The organism is Microvirga soli, from assembly GCF_016734765.1.
In the GTDB taxonomy this organism is placed as follows: Bacteria; Pseudomonadota; Alphaproteobacteria; order Rhizobiales; family Beijerinckiaceae; genus Microvirga; species Microvirga soli.
Genome location: NZ_JAERQE010000011.1, coordinates 111,429 through 127,209, shown reverse-complemented (window position 1 = coordinate 127,209; position 15,781 = coordinate 111,429). Strand labels below are relative to the sequence as shown.

Annotated in this window: 16 protein-coding genes and 1 tRNA gene; 14 read left to right on the top strand and 3 right to left on the bottom strand. The window is 61.7% G+C overall.

The genetic code is table 11. The features are described from left to right. From pstC to phoB, 5 genes are read left to right on the top strand one after another with little or no spacing between them, the layout of a single operon-like run. Complete coding sequence (pstC, locus tag JKL45_RS12385; RefSeq protein ID WP_201861434.1) at positions 1 to 975, top strand: phosphate ABC transporter permease subunit PstC; 975 nt, start codon at positions 1 to 3, stop codon at positions 973 to 975. A 10-nt stretch (positions 976 to 985) separates the two neighbouring features. Beyond that, complete coding sequence (pstA, locus tag JKL45_RS12380; protein ID WP_201861462.1) at positions 986 to 1,891, top strand: phosphate ABC transporter permease PstA; 906 nt, start codon at positions 986 to 988, stop codon at positions 1,889 to 1,891. After that, positions 1,888 to 2,706 carry a phosphate ABC transporter ATP-binding protein PstB gene (gene pstB, locus JKL45_RS12375; RefSeq protein ID WP_201861433.1) on the top strand — a complete coding sequence of 273 codons (819 nt, stop codon included), beginning with the start codon at positions 1,888 to 1,890 and terminating at the stop codon, positions 2,704 to 2,706. Before pstA ends, pstB begins: the two co-directional genes overlap by 4 nt. A gap of 25 nt (positions 2,707 to 2,731) precedes the next feature. Next, positions 2,732 to 3,445: a phosphate signaling complex protein PhoU gene (gene phoU, locus JKL45_RS12370; RefSeq protein WP_201861432.1), complete on the top strand. Its 714-nt coding sequence runs from the start codon at positions 2,732 to 2,734 to the stop codon at positions 3,443 to 3,445. 2 nt (positions 3,446 to 3,447) lie between these two features. Beyond that, positions 3,448 to 4,164 carry a phosphate regulon transcriptional regulator PhoB gene (gene phoB / locus JKL45_RS12365; protein ID WP_201861431.1) on the top strand — a complete coding sequence of 239 codons (717 nt, stop codon included), beginning with the start codon at positions 3,448 to 3,450 and terminating at the stop codon, positions 4,162 to 4,164. Between the two features lie 75 nt (positions 4,165 to 4,239). Here phoB and JKL45_RS12360 read toward each other — a convergent pair whose 3' ends face one another. Further along, positions 4,240 to 4,779: a GcrA family cell cycle regulator gene (locus JKL45_RS12360; RefSeq protein ID WP_201861461.1), complete on the bottom strand. Its 540-nt coding sequence runs from the start codon at positions 4,777 to 4,779 to the stop codon at positions 4,240 to 4,242. Positions 4,780 to 5,154: 375 nt separating this feature from the next. Between JKL45_RS12360 and JKL45_RS12355 the strand changes: the two genes are divergently transcribed. Genes JKL45_RS12355 through JKL45_RS12345 form a run of 3 tightly spaced genes read left to right on the top strand, consistent with a single transcriptional unit; the run spans position 5,155 to position 8,275 of the window. Beyond that, positions 5,155 to 6,360, top strand: a complete 1,206-nt coding sequence (locus JKL45_RS12355) for an aspartate aminotransferase family protein (RefSeq protein WP_201861430.1) — start codon at positions 5,155 to 5,157, stop codon at positions 6,358 to 6,360. Then, complete coding sequence (gene argF, locus JKL45_RS12350; RefSeq protein WP_201861429.1) at positions 6,357 to 7,283, top strand: ornithine carbamoyltransferase; 927 nt, start codon at positions 6,357 to 6,359, stop codon at positions 7,281 to 7,283. Before JKL45_RS12355 ends, argF begins: the two co-directional genes overlap by 4 nt. Then, positions 7,280 to 8,275, top strand: a complete 996-nt coding sequence (locus JKL45_RS12345) for an Hsp33 family molecular chaperone (RefSeq protein ID WP_201861428.1) — start codon at positions 7,280 to 7,282, stop codon at positions 8,273 to 8,275. Before argF ends, JKL45_RS12345 begins: the two co-directional genes overlap by 4 nt. 226 nt (positions 8,276 to 8,501) lie before the next feature. On the opposite strand, the gene argE is transcribed toward JKL45_RS12345, so the two are convergent. Both argE and apaG read right to left on the bottom strand, forming a co-directional pair. Beyond that, on the bottom strand, positions 8,502 to 9,674 hold the full coding sequence (gene argE, locus JKL45_RS12340; protein ID WP_201861427.1) for an acetylornithine deacetylase: 1,173 nt from the start codon (positions 9,672 to 9,674) through the stop codon (positions 8,502 to 8,504). 8 nt (positions 9,675 to 9,682) lie between these two features. Further along, positions 9,683 to 10,075: a Co2+/Mg2+ efflux facilitator ApaG/CorD gene (gene apaG / locus JKL45_RS12335; RefSeq protein ID WP_201861426.1), complete on the bottom strand. Its 393-nt coding sequence runs from the start codon at positions 10,073 to 10,075 to the stop codon at positions 9,683 to 9,685. Between the two features lie 90 nt (positions 10,076 to 10,165). Here apaG and JKL45_RS12330 point away from each other — a divergent pair, with 90 nt between their 5' ends. The 6 genes from JKL45_RS12330 (at position 10,166) to JKL45_RS12305 (ending at position 15,752) form a co-directional block, all read left to right on the top strand. Continuing rightward, entirely contained in the window at positions 10,166 to 10,795 is a 630-nt protein-coding gene (locus JKL45_RS12330; RefSeq protein ID WP_201861425.1) for a CDP-alcohol phosphatidyltransferase family protein, read from the top strand. A gap of 75 nt (positions 10,796 to 10,870) precedes the next feature. Further along, on the top strand, positions 10,871 to 11,962 hold the full coding sequence (locus tag JKL45_RS12325; RefSeq protein WP_201861460.1) for a 2'-deoxycytidine 5'-triphosphate deaminase: 1,092 nt from the start codon (positions 10,871 to 10,873) through the stop codon (positions 11,960 to 11,962). 56 nt (positions 11,963 to 12,018) lie between these two features. Further along, a tRNA-Gly gene (locus JKL45_RS12320) sits at positions 12,019 to 12,093 on the top strand. Positions 12,094 to 12,724: 631 nt separating this feature from the next. Further along, positions 12,725 to 14,020 (top strand): AAA family ATPase, encoded by a 1,296-nt coding sequence (locus JKL45_RS12315; RefSeq protein WP_201861424.1) that lies wholly within the window; start codon positions 12,725 to 12,727, stop codon positions 14,018 to 14,020. Between the two features lie 2 nt (positions 14,021 to 14,022). Continuing rightward, positions 14,023 to 14,670: an RloB family protein gene (locus tag JKL45_RS12310; RefSeq protein WP_201861423.1), complete on the top strand. Its 648-nt coding sequence runs from the start codon at positions 14,023 to 14,025 to the stop codon at positions 14,668 to 14,670. Positions 14,671 to 15,176: 506 nt separating this feature from the next. After that, positions 15,177 to 15,752, top strand: coding sequence for a recombinase family protein (locus JKL45_RS12305; RefSeq protein WP_201861422.1), 576 nt, complete (start codon positions 15,177 to 15,179; stop codon positions 15,750 to 15,752). Positions 15,753 to 15,781: the final 29 nt, after the last annotated feature.

Here is a 15,781-nt window from a genome sequence, read left to right as displayed (position 1 = left end):
ATGGTAGCTCTCTCGCAAGAACGTCTCGTTTCGAGCACGGATGCCTCCGTTCGCCGATCTTCTTCACCAAGCTTCGACGGGCTCTTCCGCATAGCTAGCCTTGCATCGGCCCTTCTGGTGCTGATCGTGCTCCTCGGGATCATCGGGTCGATGATCTACGGCGGATGGCCAGCCTTCAGCGAATTCGGCCTCGGCTTCATCACGTCGAGTGTCTGGAACGTCAACGAAGATCAGTACGGCGCCTGGGTGGCCATCGTCGGAACGCTGACGACGGCGCTGATCGCCCTTGTGATCGGCGTGCCTCTGTCTCTCGGCATCGCGGTTTTCCTGACGCAGCTCTGCCCGCCCTGGCTCAAGCGGCCGGTGGCGACCACCATCGAGCTGCTCGCCGCTGTCCCCAGCATCATCTACGGCATGTGGGGCCTCTTCGTCTTCGCGCCCCTGTTCGCCAACTACGTTCAGATTCCCGTCTCCAACATCGTCGAGGGAATGCCCATTATCGGCACCATCCTGTATGCCCGCACGCCCTCCGGCGTCGGCATCCTGACGGCCGGCATCATCCTGGCGATCATGATCATTCCGTTCATCGCCTCCATCGCGCGCGACATTCTCGATCAGATCCCGCCCGTGCTGCGCGAGAGCGCCTACGGCATCGGCTGCACCACCTGGGAGGTGGTGCGCAACGTGCTCCTGCCTCAGGCCGGAGTCAGCATCATCGGCGCAGTCATGCTCGGGCTCGGCCGCGCGCTCGGTGAAACGATGGCCGTGACCTTCGTGGTCGGCAATGCCAACCGCCTCTCGGGTTCGCTCTTCGATCCGGGATCCACCATCGCGTCGCGGATCGCCAACGAATTCAACGAGGCCATCGGTCTGCAGCTGAACGCACTCATGGCGCTGGGCTGCATCCTGTTCCTGGTCACGTTTACCGTGCTCGTGCTCGCCCGCATTCTCGTGTCGCGGGTGAAGGTGGGCTGAGGAGACCATGATGGACACCGCTCTGCAGCACCAGGCCGCAAACGAACCCACGACTGCTCCTGCCCCTTGGGGGCGGGTGCGCCGCAGCCGCCATGTGGCCGACCGCGCCCTCAAGATCACCTGTACGCTGTTCACGGTCCTGGGCGCCTTCGTCCTCGGCTGGATCCTTCTGATGCTGCTCGTCGAGGGCATCGGCGGCCTGTCGCCGGCGGTCTTTACTGAGACGACGCCGGGGCCCGGCAGCCAGGGTGGCGGCATCGCCAATGCCATTGTGGGCAGCCTGATCATGACCGTTCTCGGCATCGTCGTGGCAACGCCCGTCGGGGTGCTGGCCGGCACCTATCTTGCCGAGTACGGCAAGAGCTCGAAGCTCGCGGAAGTCATCCGCTTCGTGAACGACATCCTGCTTGCAGCGCCCAGCATTCTGATCGGCCTCTTCGTCTACATGCTCATGGTGCAGCCCATGGGTGGCTATTCCGGCTGGGCTGGCGGCGTTGCGCTCGCGATCATCGCCGTACCCGTGATCGTGCGCACCACGGAGGACATGCTGCGCCTCGTGCCGGGTTCGCTCCGCGAAGCGGGCGCCGCGCTGGGCGCGCCCATGTCCACCGTCATCATCAAGATCAGCTGGAAGGCGGCGCGCGCCGGCATGGTCACCGGAGTGCTGCTGGCCACCGCCCGCATCGCCGGCGAGACCGCCCCGTTGCTGTTCACGGCCCTCAACAACAATTTCTGGTTCAACCCCAACCTCATGGGCGGCGTCGCCAACCTGCCGGTCATGATCTATCAGTTCGCCCTCTCACCTTATGAGAACTGGCGCGAACTGGCATGGGCGGGCGCCCTCATCATCACCATGTCGATCCTGGCGTTGTCCGTCGTGGCGCGCCTGCTCCTGAGGAAGGATAAAATCCGATGAGCACCATTGCCCTCAACACGAGCAGCGCCGTCGGACGATCCGCCGCGGGCAATGCCGAAGCGCCGGTGCGCATCGCCGTTCGGAACCTGAACTTCTACTACGGTGATTTCCGGAGCCTGAAGGACATCAACCTCGATTTCTACGACCGGCAGGTGACGGCGTTGATCGGCCCGTCCGGTTGTGGAAAGTCGACGCTGCTGCGCACCTTCAACCGCATCTACAGCCTGTACCCGGAGCAGCGCGCCGACGGCGAGATCCTGCTCGACGGGCAGAACGTGCTCTCGCCCTCCATCGACGTGAACGAGCTGCGGGCGCGTGTGGGCATGGTGTTCCAGAAGCCGACGCCGTTTCCCATGTCGATCTACGACAACATCGCCTTCGGCATCAAACTCTATGAGAAGCTGCCGAAATCCGAGCTCGACGGACGCGTCGAGGAAGCCCTGCGCAAGGCGGCTCTGTGGGACGAGGCGAAGGACAAGCTGCGCCAGTCGGGCATGAGCCTGTCCGGCGGCCAGCAGCAGCGCCTGTGCATTGCGCGCACCATCGCGCAGAAGCCTGAAGTGATCCTCCTCGACGAGCCGACATCGGCGCTCGACCCGATCTCCACCGGCAAGATCGAAGAGCTGATCGAGCAGCTCCGCTCCGAGTTCACTATCGTGATCGTCACGCACAACATGCAGCAGGCGGCGCGCATCTCGCAGTTCACGGCGTTCATGTATCTGGGCGAACTCGTGGAGTTCGGCCCGACGAACAAGATGTTCATGAACCCGGCCAAGAAACAGACTCAGGACTACATCACGGGCCGCTTCGGCTGATCGAAGCGGTTCACGGAGGACTTCCATGTCAGAGCATATCGTCCGCTCCTACGACGCCGATCTCCAGGGGCTCCGGCAGCGCATCGCCGAGATGGGCGGCATCGCCGAAAAGATGCTGGTCGATTCCGTCGCCGCGCTGGCCCGCCACGACAAGCCTCTGGCCCAGACGGTGATCGCCTCCGATCCTCGCCTCGACGTTCTCCATCGTGAGGTCGAGGAGAACGCCATTCTCACCATCGCCCGCCGCCAGCCCTTGGCGGTCGACCTGCGCGAGACCATCTCGGCCATCCGTATTGCCGGCGACGTGGAGCGCATCGGCGATCTCGCCAAGAACATCGCCAAGCGGGCGCTCGCCATCGGCGACGACTTCCAACCGCACAAGATCGTGGTCGGCCTCCGGCACATGAACGATCTGGTGATGGCGCAGCTCAAGGACGTGCTCGACGCCTATGCCCAGAAGGATACCGCGAAGGCCCTCGACGTGTGGAAGCGCGACGGCGCAATCGACGCGCTCTACACCTCCCTGTTCCGGGAACTCCTCACCTACATGATGGAAGACCCGCGCAACATCTCGTTCTGCACACATCTTCTCTTCTGCGCCAAGAACATCGAGCGCATCGGCGACCACACCACCAACATCGCCGAGACGGTCCATTATCTCGTGACGGCCGAGACCCTGGCCATCGACCGGCCTAAGAACGACCATTCGATCGACGCCTCGCTCGAGGTAGGAGCCTGACCATGGGGCCTCGCGTTCTGATCGTGGAGGATGAGGAGCCCTTGATGCTCCTCCTGCGCTACAACCTCGAGGCGGAAGGCTACGAGGTAGACAGCGTGTCCCGTGGTGACGAGGCGGAGATCCGCCTGCGCGAGCAGGTGCCCGATATCGTGCTGCTCGACTGGATGCTGCCCGGGCTGTCCGGCATCGAGCTGTGCCGCCGCATCCGGGCGCGCTCGGAAACCGAGCGCCTGCCGGTGATCATGCTCACCGCTCGCGGTGAGGAGGGCGACCGCATCCGCGGCCTATCGACCGGCGCCGACGATTACATCGTCAAGCCCTTCTCCGTGCCGGAGCTGCTGGCACGGGTGCGAGCGCTCCTGCGCCGGACGAAGCCTGCCCACATCGCGACGCTTCTGAGAGCGGGCGACATCGAACTCGACCGCGAGACCCATCGGGTGCGCCGCGCCAACCAGGAACTGCATTTGGGGCCGACAGAATTCCGTCTGCTGGAATTCCTGATGCAGAGCCCGGGTCGCGTGTTTTCCCGCGAGCACCTGCTCAACGCGGTCTGGGGCCATGACGTCTATATCGACGAGCGCACCGTGGACGTGCATGTGGGCCGCCTGCGCAAGGCGATCAGCATGCCGCGCAGGCCCGATCCCATCCGCACGGTGCGGGGCGCCGGTTATTCCTTCGATGAGACTTTTGCCCGGGAGGGGCAGGCGTTGGAGGCCTGAGCCAACAAGGATTCCAAACAAACAAAAGGCCGCGCTGAGGTGATCAGCGCGGCCTTTTGTTTGAGATATGGAATGTTAAGCCCGGGCGACCCTGCGGTCGCGCTTGCGGTCGGCCACCGGCTGGTAGGCGATGCGGGCGTGGTGGGTGCAATAGGGCAGGCCCGTGATGGAGCGGGCGCCGCAGAAGCGGAATTCCGGCTTGGTCGGGTCGCCCATGGGCCAGCGGCACATGGACTCGCGCAGATCCATGATGGTCACGCGCTCGGAGACCGGAACGGCAAGGTCGTCCTCGACATAGACGCTCGGCTCCTGGGTGATGGGCTGGAGCGCAATCGGGGCGATGACCACATTGTTGGTGTGCGTCTGCGGCGGCAGGGGAGCCGGGGCGCTTGGCGCCCGGGTCGCCTTGCGGGGACGCGCTGCGGCGGCCGAAGCGGCCGGCTTGGCGTCCTTGGCCCGGCCGGACAGGCCGAGGCGGTGAACCTTGCCGATAACCGCATTGCGGGTCACGTTGCCAAGCTCGGCGGCGATCTGGCTCGCGCTCAAACCATCGGTCCAGAGCTTCTTGAGAAGCTCGACCCGCTCGTCCGTCCAAGTTGCGCCCGCATCTGTCATTTTCACTCTGCCTCCATCGGAGGCGGCCTTCTAACACTCAGAATCCCGGATGCATCGCGGACAGGGTTTTAATGTCCGACCGCGTTGCGAGGGTCGCTCCTGAGGGTGAATGCCGCCGCACGAATGCCGTACTCGACTGACCCGAAGTTACAGGATGGGTGGACTCCGGCGCAAGAGTCCCCGAACAAGCCATGCCGTTTTCCCCAGGGAACTCCGGCTGGGCAAAAATTCCCTGTGATGAGTCACTTCATTTCTCTTGAATTGACAGGGTCCCGCACCTCGGTAGAATTCCCCATTGTGCCGCTCCTGCCTGGGGCGGCGCTTTCTTTTTCGGACCTGGGTGCGACCTTGGGTCCTTGGAGGCGGAGACAACCTGTGACATCGCCATTGCTGCCGACCTATGCCCGCGCCGAGCTTTCCTTCGAGAAAGGGGAGGGCCCCTGGCTTTTCGGCCGAGATGGCGAGCGATATCTCGATTTCGGAGCTGGCATCGCGGTCAATGCCCTCGGGCACGCCCATCCGCACCTCGTCCAGGCCCTGACAGAGCAGGCCGCCAAGGTGTGGCACACCTCCAACCTCTTCCAAATTCCCGAAGGGGAGCGGCTGGCCAAGCGCCTGGTCGAGAACACCTTCGCGGATGTGGTCTTCTTCTCGAATTCCGGCGCCGAGGCCAACGAGGCGGCCATCAAGATGGCCCGCAAGTACCACGCCGTGAATGGCCATCCCGAGCGCTTCCGCATCGTTACGTTCGAGGGCGCCTTCCATGGTCGGACGCTCGCGACCATCGCGGCTGGCGGCCAGGCCAAGTATCTTGAGGGCTTCGGCCCCAAGGTGGAGGGCTTTGATCAGGTGCCCGTCGAGGATCTCGATGCCCTGAAGGCTGTCATCGGCCCCGAGACCGCAGCCCTGATGATCGAACCGATCCAGGGCGAGGGCGGCATCCGGACCGTTTCCAACGCCTTCCTGCGCGAGCTGCGCCATCTCTGCGACAGCCAGGGCATGCTCCTGATCTTCGACGAGATCCAGACCGGCGTCGGGCGCACCGGCAAGCTCTTCGCCTATGAATCGACCGGGGTCACGCCCGACATCATGGCGGTGGCCAAGGGCATCGGCGGCGGCTTCCCAATGGGCGCCTGCCTGGCCACGGCCGAGGCCGCCAAGGGCATGACGGTCGGCACCCACGGCACCACCTTCGGCGGCAACCCGCTCGCCATGGCGGTGGGCAACGCAGTGCTCGACGTGATCCTGGAGCCCGGCTTCCTGAAGGAAGTCGAGCGCAAGGGGCTGCTGCTCAAGCAGCGCCTCGCCGAGCTGAAGGACCGCCACCCGGGCGTCATCGACGATGTGCGGGGCCACGGCCTCATGATGGGCTTGCGCCTTGTGGTGCCCAACACCGAATTCATCGCCGCCGCCCGGGCGCAGAAGCTGCTCGTGATCGGGGCCGGCGACAATGTGGCCCGCCTCCTGCCGCCGCTGATCATCAGCGACGCGGAGATCGGCGAGGCCGTCAACCGCATCGAGGCCGCCTGCACGGCCATTGAAGCTGGGCAGGCCTCCGCCCAGCGGGGAGCCGCTCAATGAAGACCCGCCACTTTCTCGATCTGAGCGATTTCTCCGGAGCGGAGATCCGGGGCCTCCTGAACATCGGCTCCGACATCAAGGCCAAGCGCCGCCGCGGTGAGAAAGCCAAGGAGCGCCCGCTCGAGGGCAAGGTTCTGGCGATGGTCTTCGACAAGCCCTCCACCCGCACCCGCGTCTCCTTCGATGTGGGCATGCGCGAGCTCGGCGGCGAGACCCTGATGCTCACCGGCAAGGAAATGCAGCTCGGCCGCGGCGAGAGCATCGCCGACACGGCCCGGGTCCTGTCCCGCTACGTGGACGCCATCATGATCCGCACCCTGGACCACGCCATGGTGACGGAGCTCGCCCAATACGCCTCGATCCCGGTGATCAACGGCCTCACCAAGACGACGCATCCGTGCCAGATCATGGCCGACATCATGACCTTCGAGGAGCATCGCGGCTCCATCGAGGGCAAGACGGTCGCCTGGACGGGGGACTCCAACAACGTGCTTGCCTCCTGGGTTCACGCTGCGGCGCGCCTCGATTTCACTCTCAAGATCGCGTCCCCGCCGGAACTTGCCCCCCGTCCGGAGCTTTTGTCCTGGGCGAAACAGGAAGGGGCCAGGATCAGCGTGACCACCGATGCCTTCGAGGCCGCCGAAGGCGCCCACGCCGTCGTCACCGATTGCTGGGTGTCCATGGGCGACGACGACGAGTTCCGCCGCCAGAACCTGCTCAAGCCTTATCAGGTCAACGGCAGGCTCATGGGCGTCGCCGACAAGGAGGCGCTCTTCATGCATTGCCTTCCCGCCCATCGCGGCGAGGAGGTGACGGATGAGGTGATGGACGGTCCGCAATCCGTGGTCTTCGACGAGGCCGAGAACCGGCTTCACGCACAAAAGGGCATCCTGGCCTGGTGCCTCGGAGCAGCAAGCGCATGAGTTCAGCCTCGCTTGAAGGAAACGATGATGCCGTCCTCCCCTTCGCGGTCGAGCCCCTCGACGTGCGCGGGCGCGTGGTGCGTCTCGGAGCTTCGATCGACACGATCCTGGCCCGCCACGGCTATCCCGACCGGGTCGCCCGCGTCATCGGTGAAGCGGCGGCGCTGACCGTCATGCTTGGCGCATCGCTCAAGCTCGAGGGGCGCTTCCAGCTGCAGACCAAGACCGACGGCATCATTGACATGGTGGTGGTGGATTTCAACGCGCCGGACCGCCTGCGCGCCACGGCCCGCTTCGACAAGGATAAGCTTGAGGCCCTCGACTCCGCCTCCGCGGGAACGGGCGAGCTTCTCGGCTCCGGCTATCTTGCCATGACCATCGACCAGGGCTCCGAGCGCAGCCGCTACCAGGGTGTCGTCGCGCTGGACGGTCAGGGTTTCGAGGAAGCGGCGCACCAGTACTTCCGTCAGTCCGAACAGATCCCGACGCAGGTGCGCCTCGCCGTGGCCGAGCAGTTCGAGAACGGCCGCCATACCTACCGGGCCGGCGGTCTGATGATCCAGTTCCTGCCCTCGTCGCCGGAGCGCCTGCGGCAGGCGGATCTCCATCCTGGCGATATCCCTGAGGGTCACGCGTCGAATGATCTCGCAGGACCGTCCGAGGACGATGCGTGGATGGAGGCCAAGTCGCTGGTCGGCACCGTCGAGGATCACGAGTTGGTCGATCCCACCGTGTCCAGCGAGACGCTTCTCTATCGCCTGTTCCACGAGCGCGGCGTGCGCGTCTTCGAAGGCCAGCATGTGCATGAGGAATGCACCTGCTCGCATGAGCGCATCATGGGCATGATGCGCCGCTTCCCGCCGGAAGACCGCCGCGACATGGTGGGCGAGAACGGCCGCATTGGCATCACCTGCGAGTTCTGCTCGCGCTTCTACGATCTCGACCCGGTTGAGGTCGAAGCTGAGATCGCGAAGTCGGAAGCATCGCAGTAACCCCGTCTCGATACACGCTCGCCTCATCCTGAGAGGTTGGCTCATAAAGAGGAACACGTCTCGGGTTCCGTCATGGCCGGGCTTGTCCCGGCCATCCCGATGCTGAAAAGCACAGCGCTTCAAGCTATCGAGATCACCGGCACAAGGCCGGTGATGACGTGAGGAGCGTTGCCGGCCCTTGTTGAGCTAGTCTCCTCAGGATGAGAGCAGAGTTTTGTGGCCGGTCTTATGAACTCGCACACATCGCAGCGAGCCGCCGCATGAAGGCCGCTCCTGCCTCGAGCTGGTCCAGCGTGATGTATTCATCCGGCTGATGCGCCTGATCGATCGAGCCCGGGCCGCAGACCACCGTCGGAATGCCTGCCGCCTGATAATGGCCGGCTTCCGTGCCGAATGGAACGGTCTGCGTCTGGTTCTTGCCGGCCAGCCGCAGAGTGAAAGTCTCCGCGAACGATCCCGGATCTGGGGCAAGGCCCGGCACCGCCACCTCGAGCTTCGTCTCAATCCGTCCGAACTCGCCGAAACGGTTGAGGCGCTTGAGGGCGACCTCTTCCACGAACCTCTCTAGGCGGGCTGGGATCTCCTGAGGGTCGAGGCTCGGCAACCCGCGGAACTCCCAATGGAAGCTGCAGGATTTGGACAGGATGTTGCGCGCCGTGCCGCCTGCAATCGTGCCCACATGCACGGTCGTGTAGGGCGGGTCGAAGCGCCCGCTCGTGTCGCCGCGCTCCATCATCTCGTCGCCGATGCGGTTCAATTCCGCGATCAGTTCAGCCGCCGTCATCACGGCGCTCGCGCCGAGATAAGGCTTCGACGAATGTGCCTCGAAGCCATGCACCGTGGTGCTGAAGGTCACGACGCTTTTGTGCGCGTCCACCACCTCCATCATCGTCGGCTCTCCGACGATGGCAGCCTTCGGCATCGGCAGATCGTGGCCGAGGCGTCGGATCACGTCGACCACGCCGAGGCAGGTCGTCTCCTCGTCATAGGAGAGCAGGATGTGGATCGGCGTGATGAGATTGGCGGTCTGGAACTCCGGGATCAACGCCAGAGCAAGCGCGTCGAAGGCCTTCATGTCGACTGCGCCGCGCCCATAGGCGCGCCCGTTGTCGACCCGTAGCGTGAAGGGATCGGACGTCCAGGCCTGACCTGTCACCGGCACCACGTCCGTATGGCCAGAGAGAACGATCCCGCCGCGATCCTGCGGGCCGATCGTTGCATAGATGGCCGCCTTGTCGCCGGTCTCGTTCGGCACGCGTATGTAAGGCACGTTCCAGCTCTGCAGATAGCTTTCCACGAAGTCGATCAGCGGCAGGTTAGAGTTCGAGCTCACCGTGTCGAACGACACGAGCTTTGACAGCATTTCGAGCGGCGTGAGCCGCTGACCTTGGGATGACATCGGGAACCTCAGTGCAGCACGCGTTTCGCGCGGGGAATATCAAGTGAGAAGGCAGGAATTTCGGCATCAAAAGTTTCGCCGCCGGCGGATTCCATCAGGTAGGTGCCCTGCATGGTGCCGCTCGGGGTCGGCAGGGGGCAGCCGCTCGTGTAGCTGAAGCTCTCGCCCGGTCCAAGCACCGGCTCCTCGCCGACCACGCCGGCGCCACGCACCTCCTGCGCATGGCCGTGCTCGTCGGTGATCCGCCAATGGCGGGCGCGCAGCTGAACGCGCTCCAGGCTCGTGTTGATGATCTCCACCGTATAGGCAAAGAAGTAGCGGCCGTCGTCGGGCGAGGACTCTTCGGGCATATAGCGGGGTGTTACCGTCACAGAGATGCCGCGGGTCACAGCCTTGTACATGCGCCTGCCTTCACCCAGTAGAGGAGTTGGACCCGCCCGTGGTAAGCCCGTCCTCACACCTCGTCAATCGAGGCAGGGGGAGAACGGGCCATGCTCGACGGATGGGTGCGGCGCAGGATCGATCCGCCGATGGATCGGCTGGGGCAGGGCTTGGCGCGGGCAGGGATCTCCGCCGATGCCGTGACGCTGGCGGGGCTGGTGCTCGGCCTGGCCGCAGCCGTCATGATCGTTCTGGAGCTCGATGTGGCGGCGCTTGTCCTGTTCGGGCTCAACAGGCTTCTCGACGGCCTGGATGGTGCCATCGCCCGCTCGACCCGGCGCACAGACCGGGGCGGGTTTCTCGACATCGTCCTCGACTTCGCCGTCTACGGCGCCATCCCTCTGGCCTTCGCCCTGCGGGACCCAGGCGTCTTCGCGCTGCCGGCGGCGGCGCTCCTGTTCGCCTTTTACGTCAATGGCGCGAGCTTCCTCGCCTTTGCGGCCGTTGCCGCCAAGCGGGGGATGAGCACCGGCATCCGAGGGGTCAAATCGATCTATTTCACCGCCGGCGTCATGGAGGGCACGGAGACGATCCTGTTCTTCGTTGCCATGATCCTGTTCCCACGGCACTTCCCGGTCCTGGCCTACGCCTTTGCCGGTTTGACCGTAATGAGCGCGCTCGCCCGCATCACCCTGGCCTGGCACGCCTTTCGCGATGAGCCTGTTGAGGAAAGCGATTGAGAATTCCGTAACAAGGCTTAGAGGATACTGTCAGGCTCAACATTTCAAGGACGGCAGGGCTCTCGGATGACGGACATGGTTGCGTTGAAGGACGGGATCCAATCGGCTGATGCCATCATGCGCCTTGCGGAAGCGGGAGCCATCAGGCCGGAGACGCCCTTCGCGTCCGATCAGGTCCAGCCGGCGAGCCTGGACCTCAGGCTGGGCCGCCGGGCTTATCGCGTCCGCGCCAGCTTCCTGCCGGGTCGCAACCATACGGTCCAGGACCGTCTCGACCAGCTGAGCTTCCACGAGATCGACCTGAGCCTGGGCGCCATCCTTGAGACCGGCAGCGTCTATATCGCCGAGCTCCAGGAGGAGCTGGCCCTGCCGGAGGATCTCTCGGCGGCGGCGAACCCCAAGAGCTCCACGGGCCGCATCGATGTGTTCACCCGCGTCATCACCGACCGCAGCCAGGAATTCGACACCATCGGGGCAGGTTATCAGGGGCGTCTCTATGCCGAGATCTCGCCGCGCACGTTCCCGGTGCTGGTCCGGACCGGCACCCGCCTGTCCCAGCTGCGCCTGCGCAAGGGCGAGGTGCGCCTGAGCGATGCGGAACTCCTGGCGCTCCACCAGAACGAGCGGGTGGTGACCTCCGCCGAGCCTTCGATCCAGGACGGCGTCGCCGTCAGTGTGGATCTGGCGGGCTTCGGTCCGGATAATCTGATCGGATACCGCGCCAAGCGGCATACCGGCCTCGTCGATGTGGACAAGCCGGGCTCCTGCCGCGCCGCCGATTTCTGGGAGCCGCTCTATGCGGATGCTTCCCGCACCCTGATCCTCGATCCGGGCCAGTTCTACATCCTCGCCTCCAAGGAAGCGGTCCACGTGCCGCCGGATTACGCCGCCGAGATGGTGCCCTTCGACCCCCTCGTGGGCGAGTTCCGCGTCCATTATGCCGGCTTCTTCGATCCCGGCTTCGGCCATGCCGGGGCTGGAGGGGAAGGGGCCCGAGCCGTGCTCGAGGTGCGCTCCCGCGACGTGCCGTTCATCCTGGAAGACGGGCAGATCGTCGGCCGCCTCGTCTACGAGCGCATGGCCGAGCGGCCGAAGGTGCTCTACGGGGCAGGCGCCGGCTCGAACTACCAGGCGCAAGGACTGAAACTGTCAAAGCACTTCCGCTGATCCTTCAAGCTGCCCCCTTGCCGGATCGCCGGAAGGCCGGATATGAATAAGGGCGCGCGGGCGTAGTTCAGAGGTAGAACGTCAGCTTCCCAAGCTGAATGTCGTGGGTTCGATTCCCATCGCCCGCTCCAATAAACCCCTGGAAGCCCAGGGGTTTTTTCGTTTCTGGTCCAATCGTCTCGACCGGAATAAACCGGGAACGCCTGGGAAATGTGGGGTCTGACCGACCAGAAACCCCACACGGAACCCCACATGGCCAATCCCTAAATGGACCCGATTCGAAGATCAGATACCAAGAACTCAAGGTACGGGCTAAAAGAAATCAGTATGACGGGCGACCCGCTGGTAAGCAGGCCGCCCGGTATTCGGTCAGCCGTTACCGATGATCTTTCCCGCCAGGGCTGCGCCATTCATCGCCAGCACGAAGCCCGACGACAGAATGACCTGCACAAGAACGGCATAAAACCTCGTCATGGTTGTCCCTCCTACCCCGCTATTATGCGCCCACCGCTTGGGAAACACGAGCCGTTCGCGGGGAATGGCACCTTTGGATTGGTCCACTCGGCTGCCGGATTTACTGCCTCCATCTAATTCTGAAGGGCGCTGCCTCGAAGGCGAAGGTCACATCTCAGGTCCAAAAGTGTTTATGGCGACACGTTACATGATATCTTAATGTAGCCATGACGCAATTTAATTGACAAATTAGTTGGTTTTTTGCAAAATCGGGCTATAAATCGTGCTAGTTAGCACTTGAGGTCAGATATGCTTCTTAGATTCAGTGCGGCCAATCATGGCTCGATATTAGAGGGACAGGAACTCTCTCTCATTGCTAGTTCGCTGAAAGATGGTGAGGCGGGCCTAATTGATCGTGAGATTGCCCCTAATACAAAGGTGCTCTCCTCAGCCATAATTTATGGGGCGAACGCATCTGGTAAAAGCAACTTCATTTCCGCTCTACGCTTCATGCGTCAAGCGGTTCTCCTTTCACAGCCAAAGGGGGCGGTTAAAGGGGCGGTGCCACGTGACGCATTTGCTCTTGGTGGTGGCGCGGCAGAACTTCCGTCCGTTTTTGACATAGACTTCATCCATGATGGAGTACGCTATCATTTTGGCTTTGAAGCAACAGATGAATCATTCTCCGGTGAATGGCTTTACGCATTCCCCTCTGGCCGCCGCCAGATGCTTTACGAACGTACTGGTGAGAAAGAGTTTAAGTTCGGGCGTGGCTTGAAGGGGAGAAACCGTGTTATCGCAGATTTAGTGCGGCCAAATAGCTTATTCATCTCTGCTGCCATTCAGAACGGACACGAAGAGTTAACAAAGATATCTTCGTTCTTTTCGTCCATACACTTTAGCAGTGATATTGAAGTTGGTGGCTCTGCAATCTCAACCCAATTTAAAGATAATGGTATCGATCAGCGCACCATTGACCTTATCAATAAGGTGGGAACAGGGGTCGTCGGGTTCCGTCGCGTTGAAAAGGAAATGAATAAGCAGCAGCTTTTGATTTCTAAAGAGATCGATACTTTTATTCAGCGCCTATCGCCCGTACTGTTCGGTGGAACTAATTCAATGGAGGAAGCGCAGGAAGACAAGAAAAAGGTTGTCATTGAACTGGCACACCAAGGCGTGGATGGAGTGAGAGTTTTCTTCATGCCTGAAAAAGAGAGTGCGGGCACTCGTAGGTTGCTTCTATTGGCAAGTGCTGCGTTCAGAGCCTTGGACGAAGGCTCTTTGCTTGTCGTTGATGAATTGGATGCAAGCTTGCATACGCAAGCATGTGAAGCCTTTGTTTCCCTGTTTTCAAATAAAGCTATCAATTCAAAAGGGGCTCAGCTTGTCGCGACTACCCATGATACAAACTTGATGCGCTCCCCCATGCTTCGTCGTGACCAAATTTGGTTCACAGAGAAGGACCACAGGGGCGCAACTCATGTCTTTCCCCTTTCAGATATTCAAACTCGGAGAACCGACAATATCGAGAAGGGATACCTAGAGGGACGGTTCGGCGCAATACCGTTTGCTGGTCCAGTTACTACCTTGTTCCAGAGCCACTGATCATGTCTCGCCGCATTCCGAGTTTGTCCAGACCTGCTGCGAAGGTCACTCCCAAGAAGAAGTTCATTCTGTACTGTGAAGGTAAAAATACAGAGCCCGACTACTTCAATGCTTTAAAAGTTCTTTTTAAGGGCACGTTGGTTGAAGTAGAAGCTATTGGCGCGGTAGGCGATCCTTCGAAGATCGCTGAAACTGCTTCGGATCGCGCGCAAGAGATGGGGCTGACAAGGGGCAGCAGGAAGAAGCGCGATTCGTTTGAGGAGAAAGACGAAATTTGGGCTGTATTTGATCGCGATGAGCATCCTCATTTTGACCAAGCGCTTCGGGTCTGCGAGGGTAAGGGCATTAACGTCGCGAGATCAAATCCTTGCTTTGAGATTTGGCTTATCCTTCATTTCGATGATTTCCATAAGCCTCATGACAGACACGAGGTCCAGAAGCACCTCAAGAGTCTCTGTGCGCAGTACGACCCGTCAAAGGGGAAGACGCTAGACTGTGCTGCGGTTCTTAAAGACCTTGCAAAGGCTCAGGATCGGGCAGAGCGCCAATTGAAGCGTAGAGAAGAGGAAGGAGTTCCATACGGAGCACCATCCACTACCGTATTCCAGTTGACGCGGAAAATCGCGGAAGCCGCCACTCAGAAGAAGTGACACTTGGGGAACGCCGATGGCTCCGGTCCTAGAGATCAGGGCCATCGGCCTGCTGTCGCAAGATGAAGTGTTTGATGCTTAAGAGACCGGCTAGCGCATATGGCTGGTGCATCGCGCCATTGTTTCCGCGTTAGTAGCCTAAGGAGGGTGAGACCCGCACGGATTACCCGAGGCTCCTGCGCTAATAATGCTTTCGTTCGGGCATCAAGCTCCTCTGCGAGACCCTGCGCCATCTCCTGCCGCAATTGCACAACCCAATCGGGCGGATCATCTCTATCAACATCAGGCATGAGGAACCTGAAACCGCCGAGCTACAGCCACATATCATATTCTCGCAATGACACCTCACCCGTCTAGGTTACGCGGCGAAGCGACGATAATGGTGTCCCAATGGACCCTGACCTAGTGAGACTGCCCTACCCGCCAGGAATGTGTCTCACACAAGTTGTCTCTTGATCTTTACGGCCAAGTCTCGCATAGTTGTCTCACACGAACTGGGAGCAACCATGCTGATTGGACTGGCACGCACGAGTACCGACGAACAGAAGGCAGGGCTTGAAGCCCAAGTGGAAACCCTGCGCAAGCTCGGGGTCGAGAATGACCACCTTTTCATCGAGGAGGCCAGTTCGGTTGGGAAGCGGCCTGTTTTGGACGAGGTGCTGAAGTTCTGCCGAAAGAACGACACGCTCGTTGTCACGTCGCTTTCCAGGCTCGCCCGATCCGTTCCGCATCTCTGGGAGATCGTACAGCACCTTGAGAAAAAAGGTGTTGCCCTGCGCATTCTCGATCTGGATATCGACACCAGCACGCCAAATGGGCGGCTGATGATGACGCTCGTCGGCGGTATCGTCCAATGGGAGCGCGAGATCATGCTTGAGCGTCAGAAAATTGGGATCGCAAAGGCCAGAAGGGATGGCAAGTTTCGCGGGAGAGTGCCCACTGCCCGCCGACAAAGTGCCGAAGTGGCGAAACTCAAGGCTGAGAGTGTCGCGCCCAGTGATATCGCCAAGCGCCTGAAGATCAGCCGAGCATCCGTCTACCGCATCCTCAGCGAGACTGGTCCGAGCGAACCCGGAGCTTGATAAGGATGATCCGGTCCACTGTCGAAGAG

Bases quoted from the DNA above. Each gene is read 5' to 3' on its own strand.
- pstB (WP_201861433.1), top strand. From the start codon at position 1,888: ATGAGCACCATTGCCCTCAACACGAGCAGCGCCGTCGGACGATCCGCC.
- JKL45_RS12325 (WP_201861460.1), top strand. From the start codon at position 10,871: ATGGTTGCGTTGAAGGACGGGATCCAATCGGCTGATGCCATCATGCGC.
- argE (WP_201861427.1), bottom strand. From the start codon at position 9,674: ATGTCATCCCAAGGTCAGCGGCTCACGCCGCTCGAAATGCTGTCAAAG.
- JKL45_RS12360 (WP_201861461.1), bottom strand. From the start codon at position 4,779: ATGACAGATGCGGGCGCAACTTGGACGGACGAGCGGGTCGAGCTTCTC.
- JKL45_RS12315 (WP_201861424.1), top strand. From the start codon at position 12,725: ATGCTTCTTAGATTCAGTGCGGCCAATCATGGCTCGATATTAGAGGGA.
- JKL45_RS12305 (WP_201861422.1), top strand. From the start codon at position 15,177: ATGCTGATTGGACTGGCACGCACGAGTACCGACGAACAGAAGGCAGGG.
- phoB (WP_201861431.1), top strand. From the start codon at position 3,448: ATGGGGCCTCGCGTTCTGATCGTGGAGGATGAGGAGCCCTTGATGCTC.
- pstC (WP_201861434.1), top strand. From the start codon at position 1: ATGGTAGCTCTCTCGCAAGAACGTCTCGTTTCGAGCACGGATGCCTCC.
- phoU (WP_201861432.1), top strand. From the start codon at position 2,732: ATGTCAGAGCATATCGTCCGCTCCTACGACGCCGATCTCCAGGGGCTC.
- apaG (WP_201861426.1), bottom strand. From the start codon at position 10,075: ATGTACAAGGCTGTGACCCGCGGCATCTCTGTGACGGTAACACCCCGC.
- JKL45_RS12330 (WP_201861425.1), top strand. From the start codon at position 10,166: ATGCTCGACGGATGGGTGCGGCGCAGGATCGATCCGCCGATGGATCGG.
- JKL45_RS12310 (WP_201861423.1), top strand. From the start codon at position 14,023: ATGTCTCGCCGCATTCCGAGTTTGTCCAGACCTGCTGCGAAGGTCACT.
- JKL45_RS12345 (WP_201861428.1), top strand. From the start codon at position 7,280: ATGAGTTCAGCCTCGCTTGAAGGAAACGATGATGCCGTCCTCCCCTTC.
- pstA (WP_201861462.1), top strand. From the start codon at position 986: ATGGACACCGCTCTGCAGCACCAGGCCGCAAACGAACCCACGACTGCT.
- argF (WP_201861429.1), top strand. From the start codon at position 6,357: ATGAAGACCCGCCACTTTCTCGATCTGAGCGATTTCTCCGGAGCGGAG.